General features: G+C 32.1%; 16 protein-coding genes. 12 read left to right on the plus strand and 4 right to left on the minus strand.

Going from position 1 to position 16,008, the window contains the following annotated elements; genetic code table 11:
• The first annotated feature begins 206 nt into the window (after positions 1 to 206).
• From LNP23_RS11680 to LNP23_RS11705, 6 genes are all read left to right on the plus strand, one after another.
• Positions 207 to 419, plus strand: a complete 213-nt coding sequence (locus tag LNP23_RS11680) for a hypothetical protein (protein WP_230005022.1) — start codon at positions 207 to 209, stop codon at positions 417 to 419.
• Between the two features lie 50 nt (positions 420 to 469).
• Positions 470 to 1,339, plus strand: a complete 870-nt coding sequence (locus LNP23_RS11685; protein WP_230005023.1) for a polymorphic toxin type 23 domain-containing protein — start codon at positions 470 to 472, stop codon at positions 1,337 to 1,339.
• A gap of 44 nt (positions 1,340 to 1,383) precedes the next feature.
• Positions 1,384 to 1,848, plus strand: a complete 465-nt coding sequence (locus LNP23_RS11690) for a hypothetical protein (RefSeq protein WP_230005024.1) — start codon at positions 1,384 to 1,386, stop codon at positions 1,846 to 1,848.
• A 35-nt stretch (positions 1,849 to 1,883) separates the two neighbouring features.
• Entirely contained in the window at positions 1,884 to 2,558 is a 675-nt protein-coding gene (locus tag LNP23_RS11695) for a polymorphic toxin type 23 domain-containing protein (protein ID WP_487320893.1), read from the plus strand.
• 245 nt (positions 2,559 to 2,803) lie between these two features.
• On the plus strand, positions 2,804 to 3,358 hold the full coding sequence (locus LNP23_RS11700; RefSeq protein ID WP_230005025.1) for a hypothetical protein: 555 nt from the start codon (positions 2,804 to 2,806) through the stop codon (positions 3,356 to 3,358).
• Positions 3,359 to 3,415: 57 nt separating this feature from the next.
• Entirely contained in the window at positions 3,416 to 4,054 is a 639-nt protein-coding gene (locus LNP23_RS11705; RefSeq protein WP_230005026.1) for a hypothetical protein, read from the plus strand.
• On the opposite strand, the gene LNP23_RS11710 is transcribed toward LNP23_RS11705, so the two are convergent.
• Positions 4,040 to 4,927 (minus strand): glycosyltransferase family 2 protein, encoded by an 888-nt coding sequence (locus LNP23_RS11710; protein WP_230005027.1) that lies wholly within the window; start codon positions 4,925 to 4,927, stop codon positions 4,040 to 4,042. The genes LNP23_RS11705 and LNP23_RS11710 overlap by 15 nt on opposite strands.
• Positions 4,928 to 5,101: 174 nt before the next feature.
• Here LNP23_RS11710 and LNP23_RS11715 point away from each other — a divergent pair, with 174 nt between their 5' ends.
• Together LNP23_RS11715 and LNP23_RS11720 are read left to right on the plus strand one after the other, a co-directional pair.
• Positions 5,102 to 5,938: a glycosyltransferase family 2 protein gene (locus LNP23_RS11715; protein WP_230005028.1), complete on the plus strand. Its 837-nt coding sequence runs from the start codon at positions 5,102 to 5,104 to the stop codon at positions 5,936 to 5,938.
• The gene (locus tag LNP23_RS11720; RefSeq protein ID WP_230005029.1) at positions 5,922 to 6,335 is read left to right on the plus strand and encodes a sugar 3,4-ketoisomerase; all 414 of its coding nucleotides are present in this window, start codon (positions 5,922 to 5,924) and stop codon (positions 6,333 to 6,335) included. The genes LNP23_RS11715 and LNP23_RS11720 overlap by 17 nt, the downstream gene beginning before the upstream one ends.
• Here LNP23_RS11720 and LNP23_RS11725 read toward each other — a convergent pair.
• On the minus strand, positions 6,322 to 7,257 hold the full coding sequence (locus tag LNP23_RS11725) for a glycosyltransferase family 2 protein (protein WP_230005030.1): 936 nt from the start codon (positions 7,255 to 7,257) through the stop codon (positions 6,322 to 6,324). The genes LNP23_RS11720 and LNP23_RS11725 overlap by 14 nt on opposite strands.
• A gap of 4 nt (positions 7,258 to 7,261) precedes the next feature.
• Complete coding sequence (locus tag LNP23_RS11730; RefSeq protein WP_230005031.1) at positions 7,262 to 8,146, minus strand: glycosyltransferase; 885 nt, start codon at positions 8,144 to 8,146, stop codon at positions 7,262 to 7,264.
• A gap of 108 nt (positions 8,147 to 8,254) precedes the next feature.
• On the opposite strand from LNP23_RS11730, the gene LNP23_RS11735 reads away from it, so the two are divergent.
• A complete protein-coding gene (locus tag LNP23_RS11735) occupies positions 8,255 to 9,088 on the plus strand; it encodes a class I SAM-dependent methyltransferase (RefSeq protein WP_230005032.1) in 834 nt (277 codons plus the stop codon).
• A 10-nt stretch (positions 9,089 to 9,098) separates the two neighbouring features.
• Here LNP23_RS11735 and LNP23_RS11740 read toward each other — a convergent pair whose 3' ends face one another.
• Complete coding sequence (locus LNP23_RS11740) at positions 9,099 to 9,782, minus strand: cell division ATP-binding protein FtsE (RefSeq protein ID WP_047775522.1); 684 nt, start codon at positions 9,780 to 9,782, stop codon at positions 9,099 to 9,101.
• A 239-nt stretch (positions 9,783 to 10,021) separates the two neighbouring features.
• Between LNP23_RS11740 and LNP23_RS11745 the strand changes: the two genes are divergently transcribed.
• From LNP23_RS11745 to LNP23_RS11755, 3 genes are all read left to right on the plus strand, one after another.
• Positions 10,022 to 13,036, plus strand: coding sequence for a tetratricopeptide repeat protein (locus LNP23_RS11745; RefSeq protein ID WP_230005033.1), 3,015 nt, complete (start codon positions 10,022 to 10,024; stop codon positions 13,034 to 13,036).
• Positions 13,037 to 13,168: 132 nt separating this feature from the next.
• Complete coding sequence (locus LNP23_RS11750) at positions 13,169 to 14,032, plus strand: PhzF family phenazine biosynthesis protein (RefSeq protein ID WP_230005034.1); 864 nt, start codon at positions 13,169 to 13,171, stop codon at positions 14,030 to 14,032.
• Between the two features lie 122 nt (positions 14,033 to 14,154).
• Positions 14,155 to 15,909 (plus strand): TonB-dependent receptor, encoded by a 1,755-nt coding sequence (locus LNP23_RS11755; RefSeq protein WP_047775772.1) that lies wholly within the window; start codon positions 14,155 to 14,157, stop codon positions 15,907 to 15,909.
• The last annotated feature ends 99 nt before the right edge of the window (positions 15,910 to 16,008 follow it).

The following is a 16,008-nucleotide window of genomic DNA, read 5'->3' on the forward strand; positions in this document are numbered from 1 at the left end:
AATATAGAGTTGGTTTATCAAAGTTTACTATAACACCAAACTTGGATGATAGGGCTTATTCTATTATTGATACTAATGCCATATATATATTGTATAAAGAGCAAAGGAGAAAGATTAGTGGCTCAATGGTGAATAGATACTCTAAATTTTATGATAGAAATGTAGATTAAAAAAAAGATACGATTCTTGAAGCCAAAAAAGGTTACATGGGGTATTATAATTATGATGGAAAAAACTTAACGGTACAGTTTTATAATAGTAATGCTAATGCTTCGGAATTGACTACTGAAATATTTGTTATTGAAAATGATACAATGGTTTCAATTAAAAAATATCTTAAGACTGATGGTCAAATAAAATCATTTTTCATAAAAAAGCGAATACCTAAAAATATAAGAGTTACTAAGCCAGATTGGTAAAGGGAAGTACAAAATAAAGAAAGTCTAGTATTTACTTGGTTTTCTGGAGTTTGGGACAATTTAGTATTTCTGTTTTAAGTGGAGCTGCTATTGGAGCAATAACTGGAGGTGTGGATCTTTCAAGTAGTGTTTTAAGTGCGGCTTCTGTAGGGCAAGCTGTTGCAACTGGTTTCGTGTCTGCCATTTTACCTTCCTATGGAGTACAGGTTGGAGATTGGAGTTTTAATATTTCTCCTGCTATTGCCTTTGGAAATACTTCGGGTATTGGGGCTAGTCTTTCTGTAGGATATAGTAGTGGTGATTTTAGTTTTTCAGCTGGAATTGGTATTATGAGTAATAGTAATTATAACGGATTTGGTAAGAACGGGTTAGAAATACGAAAGTCTATTCTTGCTGCTTATGATGATGGTAAAACAGGGGTTTCTTTAGGGAGTAATATGTGGGGAGGTGATTTTGCACAGCGAACAGGAATGTTTGGCATTCATTTGGGTGATTTTAAGGCAGTATATGAAAATGATGGTGGGCCAGTTTTAAAGAAAGGATTGGGAGATGCGGGGGATTCTTACAGAACTGCAGCTTTGAATTTGTCCGTTGGAGAATTTAGTGCTGGGTTTAATCTCTTTACTGGTAAGAGGGAGAATATTCCTAGAGGAGGATCTCCTGAGAATAAAATTGCAGATGGTTATGGAAGAAAATATAATTACGGCTATGTGAAGGAAGAAGGTAAAAAATACAGATTAGGTGCTTTAACAATGGGTTATGGAGCCTATAGGATAGGAGTGAATAGTGAACATGTTAGACATACTATTCAAGATAGAACAATACATGGATTAATTCATGATCAAGGTTTTGAAAACCAATCATGGGATTGGAATGGGTATTCACAATATAAAACCTCTAATATATTTACATCATGGTAAGGTTTTTATTTTTTGTTTTTATGATTGTATGTTTTAATTCATGCATGAGGCATAATGATTTTGGTTTTTATAGAGTTGGATTATCTAAGTTCACTATTAGGCCTAATACTAATAATGAAGTTTATTCAATTATTGACACCAATTCTGTATATATATTGTATAAAGAAGAAATGACAAATGTTACGGGCTCTATGATATCCAAATATTGCAAGTTTTATAATCATGGAAGAATTGCTGAATTTTATGATAGAAACGTAAACTTAAAGATAGATACTATTCTTGAGGCAAGAAAAGGGTATATGGGTTATTATAATTATGATGGTGAAAACATTATAGTTCAATTTTATAATAGTAATGCTAATTCTTCAGAATTAAATACAGTGAAATTTTCAGTTGAAAATGATACGTTAATAAGTTTATATAGGGGAATAGAAAATTCTCAAATAAAATCATTTTTCATAAAAAAGCGAATACCTAAAAATATAAGAGTTACTAAGCCAGATTGGTAAAGGGAAGTACAAAATAAAGAAAGTCTAGTATTTACTTGGTTTTCTGGAGTTGGGGACAATTTAGTATTTCTGTTTTAAGTGGAGCTGCTATTGGAGCAATAACTGGAGGTGTGGATCCTTCAAGTAGTGTTTTAAGTGTGGATTCTGTAGGGCAAGCTGTTGCAACTGGTTTCGTGTCTGCCATTTTACCTTCCTATGGAGTACAGGTTGGAGATTGGAGTTTTAATATTTCTCCTGCTATTGCCTTTGGAAATACTTCGGGTATTGGGGCTAGTCTTTCTGTAGGATATAGTAGTGGTGATTTTAGTTTTTCAGCTGGAATTGGTATTATGAGTAATAGTAATTATAACGGATTTGGTAAGAACGGGTTAGAAATACGAAAGTCTATTCTTGCTGCTTATGATGATGGTAAAACAGGGGTTTCTTTAGGAACAAATTTCTGGAGTGGAAGTAAAGGAATGGAAGAATTTAAACAACAGACAGGGGTTTTGGGATTACATTTTGGAGATTTTAGGGCTATGTATGAGAATGATGGTTCGCCATTTCAAAAGAAAAATTTTTTTGGCGGAATTTATGGCGATGGTTTTGACAGATATAGAACAGCTGTACTGTCTTTAAGTGTAGGGAAACTTTCTGCAGGATTTAATTTATTTACGGGTAGTCGTACTGATTATACAGGAGATACGGCTGAAATGGGAAAGGGTACTTAGTATGGAGCTTACAGCGAGAAAATGCCTGGAGGATTTGTAAAAGAAACAGGCAATCCTTATAGATTAGGAGCTGCTTATGTTGGCTATGGGAATTACAGAGTTGGTATAAATTCAGATAGATATGTTCGCCATCCAATTCAAGATATTGGAGCTCATTGGTATATGTCTTCTCAACCTGGCTTCTATAGTTATTCAGATTTAATAGGACCCTATTCTCAATATAGAACAAATAATTCATTTGCAACATGGTGAAATTTTGCTTAATATTAGGATTTTTTTTTGTTTCATGTGAGACAATTAAATATAAAAAACTAGATGATGGAATTAGCAAAATCCCTGTAGATAAATTTTTCTTTCATAAAAATTATAGGAATAAATATGAAATAGCGCTTTTAAAAATGATAGATATTAATTCTGTTTATATTGAGAGCTTTTATCTAGATCCAAAAGATAAATTCTTTAATTCTCAAAAAGGATTTAACAGTTTTATAAATGGACTAAAGTTTTATGGAAATGGATGTGTGAGTAATTTTGTAATTAATAAAGATAGCTTATTTAATTTGCCAAAATTAGATCCATTAAAGAGGGGGTCTAGGGGGATTTCTTTTATCAAGCAGAAAGACACAGTAATTGAAATTATTGTTCCAATTGATGAAACTTATAATTTAGGGAAAAAGCAATATTATCTAAAAGTTCATGCTGATACTTTGTTTTTGGAAGATAAACAAACATCCTTAAGATATATTTATTTAAAGCATAAGTTACATGGTGAAAATACAAAATTTAAAGCAGATTGGTAAGTATCGTACAAATTGGGTCGATTATTCTCAATACCAAACGTAAAATAAATATACCTTATGGTAAACTATTTAACTTTACTATTTTTTGTTATTAATTATTCTTGTGCACCGATAGTACATAACAGGAATGATTTCAATTTTAAAGAAGGGCAGATTATTGATGGAATTCAGACTAATGGGTATTATTATGCTTATAATTTTTCAAAAAATCAAGATAGTAAATCAATCACTGTAAGAATACTATTTAAAAACGGGCTGTACAAGCAAATTGGAGTTGTGAGTTCAGAATCAGATAGTGATTACTTTAAAAAGCGCTGTAATAATATTCAAAATAATACCTATGAAAGTTCTTTTGAAAATCTTGAATGTATGATTGATAATTATGATTATTTTTTCAAAGTTAAAACTAATTTTGTTAATAAGAATGCAGAGATATGGGATTGGGGAGGATTCGAAATAAGAGGAGATAGAATAAAAATTCAATACTTCTATAATCGATTTGGAGATTATTATTTAATTGAAGAAGAAGGCAGGGTTATTGATAGTCAGTCTTTTAAAATGGTTTCTAAATATGATTATAGAAATGGTATAAAAGAGGATTTAAATATTACGTATTTTTTTAAAAAGTATGATGTAAATAATGTTTTAAACTATAAACCTAAAAAAAATACTTATACCCTTTCAACAAAACCTTAATCGCAGCTCTAAAGGAATATATCGGATAAAAAGTAAAATATCTATGGTCTCATAAGCTTTTACCATTTCATAGTGAAGTCGTTTTAACAGGGCCTTGTTTTCTTCTCTTGTTTGGTTTAATACAATTGCTTTTTTGATTATCAGATAAGTGGAATGATTCATTTTTCTGGTTCGTGTACTTAATTTTTTAAAGAATTGATTTCCAAGTGAATTCTCAAGGTCTCTTTTTCGAATTAAAATGGAATCAATAAATTCGAAATCGTAATTTCTGGATACCCGAATCCAAAGGTCTAGATCCTCATAGGCTAAATTTTCATCATAGCCATTTAACTGTTCCAAAACTTCTCGTTTTATCATTGAAGAAACGGAACAAATCATACTGCTTTGACTAAGCATTGCCAGATAAATATTGCCGGATGGAGGTTTCTCTAATACTTCCTTTTTAGCATTGACATCATAATAATAACGCAGGTGTTTGTTATCCTGAGTTACTAATTCTGCATTTCCATAAACAATTCCTATATTTTTTGGCTCTGATTCTAAAAACGTATTTACTTGTTTTTCAATGCAATTAGGGAGTAATATGTCATCTGCAGCTAAGTCTATGATGTATTTTCCTTTTGCAAATTGTAATGCTTTATTAAAAGTCTTTGTGTTTCCTAAATTGGTTTCATTAAAGATAAACTTAATGTCAGGGTGATTTTTAAGCCAATTTTTAATAGTTTCAATAGAATTATCAGTACTAGAATCATCAGCAATTATCAATTCTACGTTTTTGTAAGTCTGGTTTAATACAGCGTTGAGTGACTCTGTTATAAACGGTGCATGATTATAACACAAACATATAACGCTGACTACTGGATGGTTTTGCATAAAAATAACCGAAATTACTAGATTAAAATTACTTTATTAAGTACTCAAAAATAGGAAATATAAAAGTAGTTTATCGTACTATTTTAATCATTAAAACGGAAGAAACCAAAAAGTAGTCTTTAAAATTGATTCTTTTAGTTTAGTATTTTTACATTTGTTTTAAAGATAAAGAAATTGGAAAATTTTATTAGAGAGCAAGAGGTAGAAATTTTAATTTCGACAATGGACAGAGATTCATTAGATTTTTTGGTACCAATGTTTCCATTTTCCATTTTTTCTGACTTTTCTATTTTAATAGTAAATCAAACTCAAAAAGGAAAATTTTTAAATTCAGATCATTCCAATGTTAGAGTAATAAATTCGCTGGAAAGAGGGTTGTCCAGAAGCAGGAATTTAGCCATTGAAAATGCTGTTGGAAGGATTTTACTTATCGCTGATGATGACGTCGTATATGAAGAGGGGTTTATTGCTAAAATAATTAAGGCGCATAATGAATTTAAAAATGCCGCCGTAATTAATTTTAGTATTTTAAAAACAAGGGGAGAATTGATGAAAAAATACCCTTTAGTTTCAAAAGAAAATTTAAGTAGTTTCGATATCCTTAATGCAAGTTCAATAGAAATTACTTTAAAAAGAGAGGTTCTTGATAAAATCAATATTCGGTTTGACGAAAGCTTTGGATTAGGAGCAATTTTTGAAATTGGAGAAGAAGCTGTTTTTTTGTTTGATTTAAAGAACAGAAAACAACAACTTGTTTTTGTACCGCAAATAATAGCCAAACATGAGAAATTAACCTCTTCTGAGAAGCAAAATAGAATCGAAAAATATCATCTGCAAGGAGCATTGTTTACAAGGATTTTCGCAAGAAAATATTTTTTATGGTTAATGATAAAGTTATTTTTTGATTTAAAGCAAAATAGGTTAAGTTTCAGGGATATTAGGACAGTCCTTAAAAGTGCAAAAGAAGGAAGTAAAAAAATTAGAATAATTCAAAATGGAAATAAGCAGTAAAGGAATACAGATTATAGCACTTCCTAAAATAGAAGACAGAAGAGGAAACCTTTCTGTAATAGAAAATGAAATAATTCCTTTTGAAATTAAGAGAGTTTATTACGTTTATGATATTCCAAGTGGTTCAGTAAGAGGTGGTCATGCCCACAAGAATTTACGTCAGTTTTTAATAGCAGTGTCAGGAAGTTTTGATGTGGTTGTAAACAATGGGGAAGAAGAAAATACAATAACACTAAATAAACCAAATGTTGGTTTATTGATTAACTCAGGTGTGTGGAGAGAATTGAAAAATTTTTCTTCAGGATCAGTTTGTTTGGTTGTTGCTTCTGAAATATATATAGAGGATGATTATATCAGAGATTTTGATGAATTTATAAAATATGTTAACCGTAAATAGAAAAATCAACTCCGGCCTTTTTTAAAGTATTTTTAAGCTTTAAAAAGAGACGTAAAATGAAAGGGGGTAAACAAAATAAAAATCGGATTTTAAGGCTGAGATTTTGTTTGTCTACCTCTTTTAAATAAAAGTTTTTTCTATCCCTGTATCCAAATGTATAAAAGCGCAGGGCATATTCTATTCGGTATAAATCAAGAAAGTTTTTCAGAAAAGAATTTTGCTGTTCTAAAATTTTAAACTGATCAAAGTTCATTAATTTCATCGAATTAATGTTTTTCTTAGATAAACTGTTTAGAATAGTGTTGTTGTAAATCGCCGTAATTTGATCTGTAACAGCTATTGGATAGTGAATTCCAATTTTTGTCCATAATTCTAAATCCTGACCATTAGATACTTCAGGAGTAAACCCACCTGTTTTTTTTAAAACTTCTTTTGGAATAGCTAAAGAAGAAGTCCATGTAACCCTGAAAGGACTGTTGGATAAAAAATAGTTTTTTACGATTCCATTATACGAATTATCCATGCCATTGAAATAAGGGATTTGAAAATGATTTTTAGTCATTTTTATTTTATATCGGGAGCAGTAAATTCCGCAATGAGGGAAATTATGATACAAACGGGATAGTTCTTCCAAATGATTGGGAAACCACAAATCGTCAGCGTCCAAAAAAGCAATAAGTTTACCTTTCGATTTTTCAATTCCAAGATTTCTGGCTACAGAAACTCCTTGATTCTTTTGATTGTAAAGATGAATTTTTTCAGAAGTAAACCCAAGCACTAGATCTTTACTTTTATCCGTAGATTCATCGTTAATTACAAGGATTTCATAATCAGTAAAAGTTTGATTGAGAGCACTTTTTATAGTGTCTTCAATATAGTCTTCTTTGTTGTATAACGGAATAATTACAGAAAAAAATGCCATGTGCTTATTTTTTTAGATTACAATAATAACCTAATTTGTAATAATCTAACAGGTATAAATTAGGATTGTCAGACATTAGATTTTTAAGTAGGAACGGCTTGCTTTTTGTGTAAATAGCTTTAATAATCCCAATTAAACCTGCTTTTTTTAAAAATAAGTAGATTAAAGTTAGTTTAGCATCTTTGTAAGCTAACTTTTGAGAGTTTATTAAGGTATATAAAGTAGTTACAGCTGTTTCTGTTTTTGCTATAAAATCTTTGCTGGATTCAGTATTGTCATGTATTAGTGGATTTTCAATATGATGTATGGGTACAGAATTCAACTGTAGGTTTTTTATGAAAACTAAATCTTCATAACCATATTCAGTAATGAATTCGGGGAATGGGTATTTTAAAAGGATATCTTTTCTTAAAACTAAATTCCAGGTAAAAACAAAATCGTAATTATTTTTAAGTCTGTGTTTTAGAGACTTGGTTTCTCGGTACAAGCCATATTTCCATCGAAGTTTTTTTTCTTTCGGAGGAATACTATCAGTGTATTTAACACCGCCAAAAATTATTGTAGTTGATCTTGAGAGTAACACAACATAGTTTTTCAGATATAATTTAGTACAAGGGAAACTATCCGCTTCCAAAATTAAAACATATTCGTATTTTGATTTTGAGCATAACAAATTAATGTTTTTTCCTCTGCCTAAATTTTGGTGGTTTATAGAATAACTACAATTTTGCAATGCAGTTATTGCCGTATTTTCGATAATAAATTTTTGACTTAAATCATCTTGCACTAAGATCTCATATTTGATTCCTAAAGCATCAGCCAGTTGTTTGATTTCTAAAACAAGTGGATAAACGTTATAATTGTAAACCGGAATAAGTATCGACAGCATGAAAAAAATCTTCTTTAATTATTATTGTAAAGAAAATGTTTTTTATTAAACGATTTCTTATGTTTACAAAATTGATTTCAAAGTTCTGAAAAAAAAATAAAACATCAAATGAATCTAAGATCTGTTTATTATACAATTTCACCAAAATCGAGACTTCTGGTTAGAAAAATATACTATTTTCCAATAGATTTTTTTGATTTACTTAGAGGCCGTAAGAATAAGTTTGTTCCAAATAAAGGAGATATTTTTATTGGCTCGGGTGATTTTGTTGCTCAGGGAAAACATCATTTAATGCTTTTAGAACAGTTAGCTTCTTTGCAATCTAATCATGCAGTCCTGGATATAGGTTGCGGCATTGGAAGAGCAGCCGTTCCATTGACACAATTTTTGAAGAATGAGGCTAAATATGAAGGTTTTGATGTGGTTAAAAAAGGAATTCTTTGGTGCAAAAAAAATATAACTAAAGATTTCCCTAATTTTAATTTCCAATACATTCCTTTAAATAACGATTTGTATTATTTAACAAGTCAAAAGGCTGAAAATTTTGTATTTCCATACCGTGACCATTCTTTTGATACGGTGTTTTTATTTTCAGTGTTCACACACATGCAGCCAGTCGAGGTTCAAAACTATCTCAATGAGATTAGTAGAGTATTAAAACCCGGAGGAAAATGTTTGTCTACATTTTTTATTTATAATGATGAAATAGAAACTGCCATTTCAAAACAAAATTCGGCATTCAATTTTCCTTATAAAGAGGAAGGTTACAGACTTATGAATCAAAAAGTTCCTTCAGCAAACATAGCTTTCGAGGAAGAGTATTTATTGAATATGATTACTCAAAGTAATTTAAAATTAAAAAAGAAAATATATGGAAGCTGGGCAAACAGACAAAATAAAAATCTGTTTGACTACCAGGACATTCTAATTCTCGAAAAATAATTAAGCAAGTTTACACTGATCTTTGCACGACTTCAAAAATCCTCTCATCTTCACATTTTAATGTTTTCGAAGGGAATTTCATCAATAAAGCATAATCGTGAGTGGCCATGATAATCGTTTTACCGTTAGCATTGATTTTTTTCAATACCTCTAAAACCTCAGAACTTGTTTGTGGATCAAGGTTTCCGGTTGGTTCATCGGCCAAAATAAATTCAGGATCGTTTAGTAAAGCTCTTGCGATGGCAACACGTTGTTGTTCACCTCCCGAAAGTTGGTGTGGCATTTTGTTCACAAATTCCTTCATACCTACTTTGTCCAGAACTTCATCAATTTTGTGCTCCATTGCCTCTTTTTCATGCCAGCCCGTTGCTTTTAGAACAAAAAGCATATTGTCTTTTACAGAGCGGTCCGGTAGCAATTTGAAATCCTGAAATACGATTCCGATTTTACGTCTCAAAAACGGGATTTCGCTTTCTTTTAAAGCAGCCAAATCAAATTCAACAATGTGACCTTCTCCTTCGCTTAAAGGCAAATCACCGTATAAAGTTTTCATGAAGCTACTTTTTCCGGAACCGGTTTTTCCAATTATGTAGATGAATTCTCCGTGTTGGACATCTAAATTAATATGAGATAAAATTTTTCTTCCTTCCTGATATATAGTTACTTCTTTAAGAGACAGTACGGTTTGTGACATAATAAATTGATTTGAATGGTAAAAGTAATAAGATAACGGTTGGATTCAAAATAAATTTTAATCATTTCTGAAGAAAACGTTATAAAAAATAATAGTTTTAGAACATTTGAGAACCAATATTTTGAGGATTAATAAGCTGTTAAATAAGCACGATTAAAAAAAAGAATCATAATAAAAGATTGAAACGTTTCGTTATAAACGGTAGAAAATGATAAATTTGAATACTAAATAAAACTAAAATGCGTAGACTTTCCTGGTTCTTTTTATTCCAAATTATCCTTATTTCGACGACGGTTTCGGCACAAAAATCAGCTATTTATACCTACGATTTAAAGGATTTTGACAAAGCACTGGCTTTATACAAAGACAAACAATATGCTTCGGCAAAACCTATTTTTGAATATGTAAAAAACAATGCAACGACAGAAGAAGTTCAGTCCGATTGTGCTTATTATATCGCCAACTGTGCCATTAGAACCAATCAGCCGAATGCAGATGAACTGATGGAAAAGTTTGTAACCGATTATCCAACCAGTACTAAGCAGAATCAGGCTTATATTGAAGTTGCTCATTTTTTCTTTGAGCAGGGAAATTATCCAAAAGCGTTGCAATGGTTTGATAAAGTTGACGAAAGTTACATGAGCAAGTCTGATCTGGATAAGTTTAATTTTCAAAAAGGCTACAGCTATTTTAATGCTAAAAAGAAGAAGGAAGCCACCACGTATTTTAATAAAGTGGTTAATTCCGCCGAGTTTGGTTCTCAGGCCAAATATTACTTAGGATTTATGGCCTATGAAGGCGACGATTATAAAGAAGCAACCAAATATTTTGATGAGGTTTCAGGCGAAGAAAAGTACAAAGAAAAGCTTTCATACTATCAGGCTGATATGAATTTTAAATTAGGAAATTTTCAAAAAGCAATTGATTTAGGGCAAAAAGCAATGAACAAATCAAATGAAATTGAAAAATCAGAATTGAATAAAATCATCGGAGAGTGTTATTTCAATCTAAAACAATACGACAAAGCGATTCCGTTTTTAGAAGAATACAAAGGAAAAAAAGGAAAGTGGAACAACACCGATTTTTATCAATTAGGATATGCCTATTACGAGCAAAAAAACTACGAAAGTGCTATCTCTCAATTTAATAAAATTATTGAAGGAAAAGATTTCGTTGCACAAAATGCCTACTATCATTTAGGTTTAAGTTACCTGAATACGGGTAAAAAACAAGAAGCTCTGAATGCTTTTAAAAACGCGTCTGAAATGGAGTTCAATACTCAAATTCAGGAAGATGCCGCTTTGAATTACGCTAAGTTGAGCTATGAAATCGGGAATGCATATCAAACGGTTCCGGGAATTTTGCTTGATTTTTTGAAAAAATACCCAAACAATTCCAGTAAAGGTGAAGTAGAAAAATTATTAGTTGATTCTTATATCTCTTCTAAAAATTATAAAGAAGCCTTGGTTTTATTAGAGAAAAACAGATCTGCGGAAAACAAACTAGCTTACCAAAAAGTGCTTTTTTATAGAGGTCTGGAATTGTATTCGGAATCCAATTATGCAGAAGCGTTAAAGATGTTCAATACTGCGATCAAAGAGCAAAAGAATCCTGAGTTTACAGCACGTGCAACTTTCTGGAAGGCAGAATCAGAATATGTAACTGACGATTTTCAATCGGCATTGTTGAGTTACAAACAATTTGCTGGTTTGGCGGGTGCTAAAACGACAGAAGAATACAAAAACATTAACTATAATATTGCTTACGCTTATTTTAAACTAAAAGAGTACGATCAGGCCGGAAATTCTTTTCAAGCACAAATTGACAATTCAAAAGAAGACAAAGTACGTTTGAATGATTCGTATTTACGCTTAGGGGATTGCCGATTTGTAACTGCAAAATATGCTCCTGCGATGGAAGCTTATGCAAAAGCAATTGATGCAAAAGGCGTTGATGCCGATTATGCACAATATCAAAAAGCACTTTCGTATGGTTTTATGTCTAAAAACGACAAAAAAATCGAGGAACTGAATAATTTCCTGCTGATGTATAAAAAATCATCGTACCGAGATGATGTTTTATATGAATTGGGGAATACCTACGTTGCTCAGAAAAAGAATGATTTAGCGATTAAAACGTACGATCAGTTAATTTCTGAGTACAAAAACGGTTCGTTTACTTCAAAATCTATTCTGAAACAAGGTCTGATTTATTACAATACAGATCGTGACGAACAGGCTTTAGTTAAATTTAAAAAAGTAGCGGCTGAATTTCCAAAAACATCAGAAGCTTTAGAAGCCGTTTCAACAGCAAGATTAATCTACGTTGACTCAGGAAAAGTAGATGAATATGCTACCTGGGTACGAACATTGGACTTTGTTGCGGTTACAGATGCAGAATTGGATAACGATACGTACGAAGGAGCTTTTAAACAGTACAGTCAAAATAACAGCAAAGCCGCTATTACAGGTCTTGCAGGTTACATCGCTAAATTTCCATCCGGGATTCATGCAGTGGAGGCTAATTTTCACGTAGCACAGTTGTATTATGCAGAAGGTTCCGAAAATAAATCGGTAGCCAATTACCAATATGTGATTGATCAGCCAAGAAATGAATTCACAGAACAGTCGTTAAGCCGATTGTCTCAGATTTTCTTGAAAGCAAAAGACTGTGACAAAGCAATTCCCGTATTGGTTCGTTTAGAGGACGAAGCCGACTTTCCTCAGAATAAAACTTTCGCTCAGGCGAATTTAATGAAGTGTTATTATGATAAAAAAGATTATAACAATTCGGTAGTTTATGCAGATAAGGTTTTGCAAAATCCAAAAGCTGATGCCAATGTAAAATCAGATGCACAAATTATTGTAGCACGTGCTGCCATGCAAACCGGAGATCAGGACAAAGCAAAAGCAGCGTATGCAAAATTGTCTGCAACATCAAAAGGAGAATTAGCAGCCGAAGCCTTGTATTATGATGCCTATTTTAAAACGAAAGAAGGCAAATTTGAAGCCTCAAATGTTTCCGTTCAGAAATTAGCCAAAAGCTACTCCGCTTATAAGTATTACGGAGCAAAGAGTTTGGTTTTGATGGCCGAAAATTTCTACGGATTAAAAGACAGTTATCAGGCGACTTATATTTTAGATAATGTAATTAACAATTTTACTGATTATCCGGATGTAGTAGAGGAAGCTAAAAAAGAACTAAGTGTTATTAAGTTAGAGGAGTCAAAAACAAATTCATCAATTACGAAATAGTTTTTTTAGGTGAGATGTTGAATGTGAGATGTTAAAAGTTAAAAGTGAAATGTTTTCCATTTTACAACTCACAAAATACATTTTACAATTCACAAATCACAAAGTACATCTCACAAAATAGATTTTACAAACATGACTTTACCATTTTATATTATTGATGTTTTTGCTGAAAAAAAATACGCCGGAAATCAGTTGGCGGTTTTTTTAGAGGCGGGTAATCTTAGTTCGGAAGAAATGCAAAAAATAGCCAAAGAGATAAATTTCGCTGAAAGCACTTTTATTACAAAGCTTGATTTTGAAAACAATAAAGCAGAGATTAAAATTTTTACGCCGGCACACGAAATGAAGTTTGCCGGACATCCGATTATTGGAACTTCTTGGGTGTTGATGCATAAAATATTCCAAAATGCTCCTGAAGCAATTACACTTCAGGTTCCGATTGGTGAAATTCCGATTCATAAAACGGAGGATTTGATTTGGTTAAAAGCAGCTCAACCGGAGTTTTTAGAGGCGTTTGATAAGGAAGGTTTTTTATCCTTCAGTAATCTGAAAAGTGATGACTTTTATGTGCAATACCCAATTCAGGAAGTGACAACGGGAAGTGCTTTTGTAATTGTTCCTTTAAAAAACACAGAAGTCTTAAAAGCTTTGGTTCTCGATAAAGATAAAATGAACGATTGGCTGATAAAGAATTGCAAAACAAACCACAGGGCTCTTTATTTTTATGTTTGGGAAGATTCAAAAATAATAAGCAGAATGTTATGCGTAGAACACAACCAATTGGTTGAAGATGCTGCAACGGGAAGTGCCAGTACGTGTTTACAGGCTTTTCTTTTAAAATACCACTCGGCTAAGATTGAAACAATAAATCAGCAGGGGGATTATATAAACCGTCCGTCGCAGATTTATTTTAAAGGAGCATTAACAGAAGATAATTTTGCCATACAAATTGGAGGCAAAAGTCAGTTTATCGCCAAGGGTGATTGGGAAGTTTAGAATAGAAAGATAAATTAAGAAATAAGATAATGTAAAATGTAATTTGTGAAAAGTGAAATGTAAAATGCCTTAAAAAGACCTTTTACATTTTACGAAAACACCTTTTACAAAATAAGAGAAATATGAAAATTAATTTCCAGAATAAATCCATCATTTTGATAATGCTGTTTGCTTTTCAGCTTTCCTTTTCGCAGAAGAAAGAGGAGAGCATTGGGACAGAAACGGTAAATGTTGTAAAACCTTATTCACCAACCATTTCGGATGCCTTTAAAGTAAAAGAAACTCCTTCGCTTGACGATTCAGGAAATCAACCTAAAGAAACGATCAAATACAGTATTTTATCGGTTCCGGTGGCTTCGACTTTTACACCCTCAAAAGGAAAAGCAGAAGGGGTTGAAAAATCAAAACAAGAACGTTTATTCAGTAATTACGCCACTGTTGGAGTTGGAAATTATGGAACTCTAAACGGGGAATTGTTTGTAACGCAGGATCTGGGAAACAGCGATTATATTACTGGAATGTTTCGCCATCATTCTTCTCAGGGAGGTATCAAGGATATAGAATTAAATGATGAATTTTACGACACAGCCTTAAATGTTGGGTATGGTGTTGACAATCGCGATATGTCCTGGGCGGTAGATTTAGGATACCAGAATCAAATATACAATTGGTACGGTTTACCTGCCGAATTTGGTGCGACATTGCTTCCGGGTGAGCGTTTTGATTTAGTGAATAAAATGAATCCAAATCATTCTTATAATACCATTTCTTTAGGTGGAAATATTGAATTTAATGAAGGCATTTTTAGCAAAGTAAAAGCAAGGTTTACTAATTTCTCAGATAGTTTTTCTTCTTCTGAAAACCGGTTTTATGTAAAGCCGTCGTTTAAAGTAGAGGTAATGGATCAATCTATAAATACAAATGTTATTATTGATCATGTAAGCGGCTCGTTCGAAAATAATTATGCCCGTGATAATACGAAGCCTTTAAAATACAGCCTTACCAATTTTGGAATTGAACCTAGTTTTGTGATTCTGGAAAATGATTGGACCTTGGAATTAGGAGCCGGAATATTTTATGGTTTAGATTCTGAAAACAGTGGAAATAAGTTTTATCTGTATCCAAAAGTAAATGCTTCGTATAAATTAGTAGGGGATTTGATGATTTTTTATACGGGAGTAAATGGTGGACTAAATCAGAATTCCTATGCTGATTTTGTGACCGAAAATCCGTTTTTATCACCAACGCTCGCTGTGAAACCTACAAACAATCAATACACTGTTTTTGCAGGTTTAAAAGGAAAATTGGCTAATAATATCAATTACAACATTACAGGATCTTATTTGAATGAAAAAGACAGAGCCTTGTTTAAAAGTAATGATTATACAGAAGTTATCTCAAATGAAAACTATGCTTACGGAAACTCTTTTGGAGTGGTTTATCAGGACCTGAGAACATTCCGTTTTTATGGAGAATTAAAAGCTGATTTTTCCGAGAATGTCAGTTTTGGAATCAATGGAACTTTCAATAGTTACAAAAATGACGGCCAATTAGAAGCATGGAATTTACCAACGGTTAAATTGAGTTCTAATCTGGATGTTACTATTACAAAACAGTGGTACGCCGGTTTAAATGTTTTTTATGTGGGAGATCGTAAAGACATGCAGACTAATTTGACTATTGCACCCGTTGCAACTCCGGTTACTTTAAAAAGCTATTTTGATGCCAATGCTCACGTAGGGTATAAGTTCAGCGAACGTTTGACTTTCTTTTTGAAACTTAATAATATTGGTAATCAGGCCTATGAAAAATGGCTAAATTATCCGGTGCAGGGCTTCCAGGTTTTAGGAGGAGGAAATTATAAGTTCGACTTTTAAGTATAGTGGGTTAACCGCAAGGTGCGCGAAGGTTTACGCAAGGAACGCGAAGTTTTTTTAGCCACGAATTAACGAATTATTCTTTAATGATATTCGTTA

Source organism: Flavobacterium cupriresistens (genome assembly GCF_020911925.1).
Lineage (GTDB): Bacteria > Bacteroidota > Bacteroidia > Flavobacteriales > Flavobacteriaceae > Flavobacterium > Flavobacterium cupriresistens.

Excerpts from the sequence above, each read along its gene's own strand:
- LNP23_RS11700 (WP_230005025.1), top strand. The coding sequence starts at position 2,804 with ATGGTGAAATTTTGCTTAATATTAGGATTTTTTTTTGTTTCATGTGAG.
- LNP23_RS11705 (WP_230005026.1), top strand. The coding sequence starts at position 3,416 with ATGGTAAACTATTTAACTTTACTATTTTTTGTTATTAATTATTCTTGT.
- LNP23_RS11755 (WP_047775772.1), top strand. The coding sequence starts at position 14,155 with ATGAAAATTAATTTCCAGAATAAATCCATCATTTTGATAATGCTGTTT.
- LNP23_RS11730 (WP_230005031.1), bottom strand. The coding sequence starts at position 8,146 with ATGCTGTCGATACTTATTCCGGTTTACAATTATAACGTTTATCCACTT.
- LNP23_RS11725 (WP_230005030.1), bottom strand. The coding sequence starts at position 7,257 with ATGGCATTTTTTTCTGTAATTATTCCGTTATACAACAAAGAAGACTAT.
- LNP23_RS11710 (WP_230005027.1), bottom strand. The coding sequence starts at position 4,927 with ATGCAAAACCATCCAGTAGTCAGCGTTATATGTTTGTGTTATAATCAT.
- LNP23_RS11750 (WP_230005034.1), top strand. The coding sequence starts at position 13,169 with ATGACTTTACCATTTTATATTATTGATGTTTTTGCTGAAAAAAAATAC.
- LNP23_RS11745 (WP_230005033.1), top strand. The coding sequence starts at position 10,022 with ATGCGTAGACTTTCCTGGTTCTTTTTATTCCAAATTATCCTTATTTCG.
- LNP23_RS11680 (WP_230005022.1), top strand. The coding sequence starts at position 207 with ATGGGGTATTATAATTATGATGGAAAAAACTTAACGGTACAGTTTTAT.
- LNP23_RS11720 (WP_230005029.1), top strand. The coding sequence starts at position 5,922 with ATGGAAATAAGCAGTAAAGGAATACAGATTATAGCACTTCCTAAAATA.
- LNP23_RS11735 (WP_230005032.1), top strand. The coding sequence starts at position 8,255 with ATGAATCTAAGATCTGTTTATTATACAATTTCACCAAAATCGAGACTT.
- LNP23_RS11740 (WP_047775522.1), bottom strand. The coding sequence starts at position 9,782 with ATGTCACAAACCGTACTGTCTCTTAAAGAAGTAACTATATATCAGGAA.
- LNP23_RS11690 (WP_230005024.1), top strand. The coding sequence starts at position 1,384 with ATGAGGCATAATGATTTTGGTTTTTATAGAGTTGGATTATCTAAGTTC.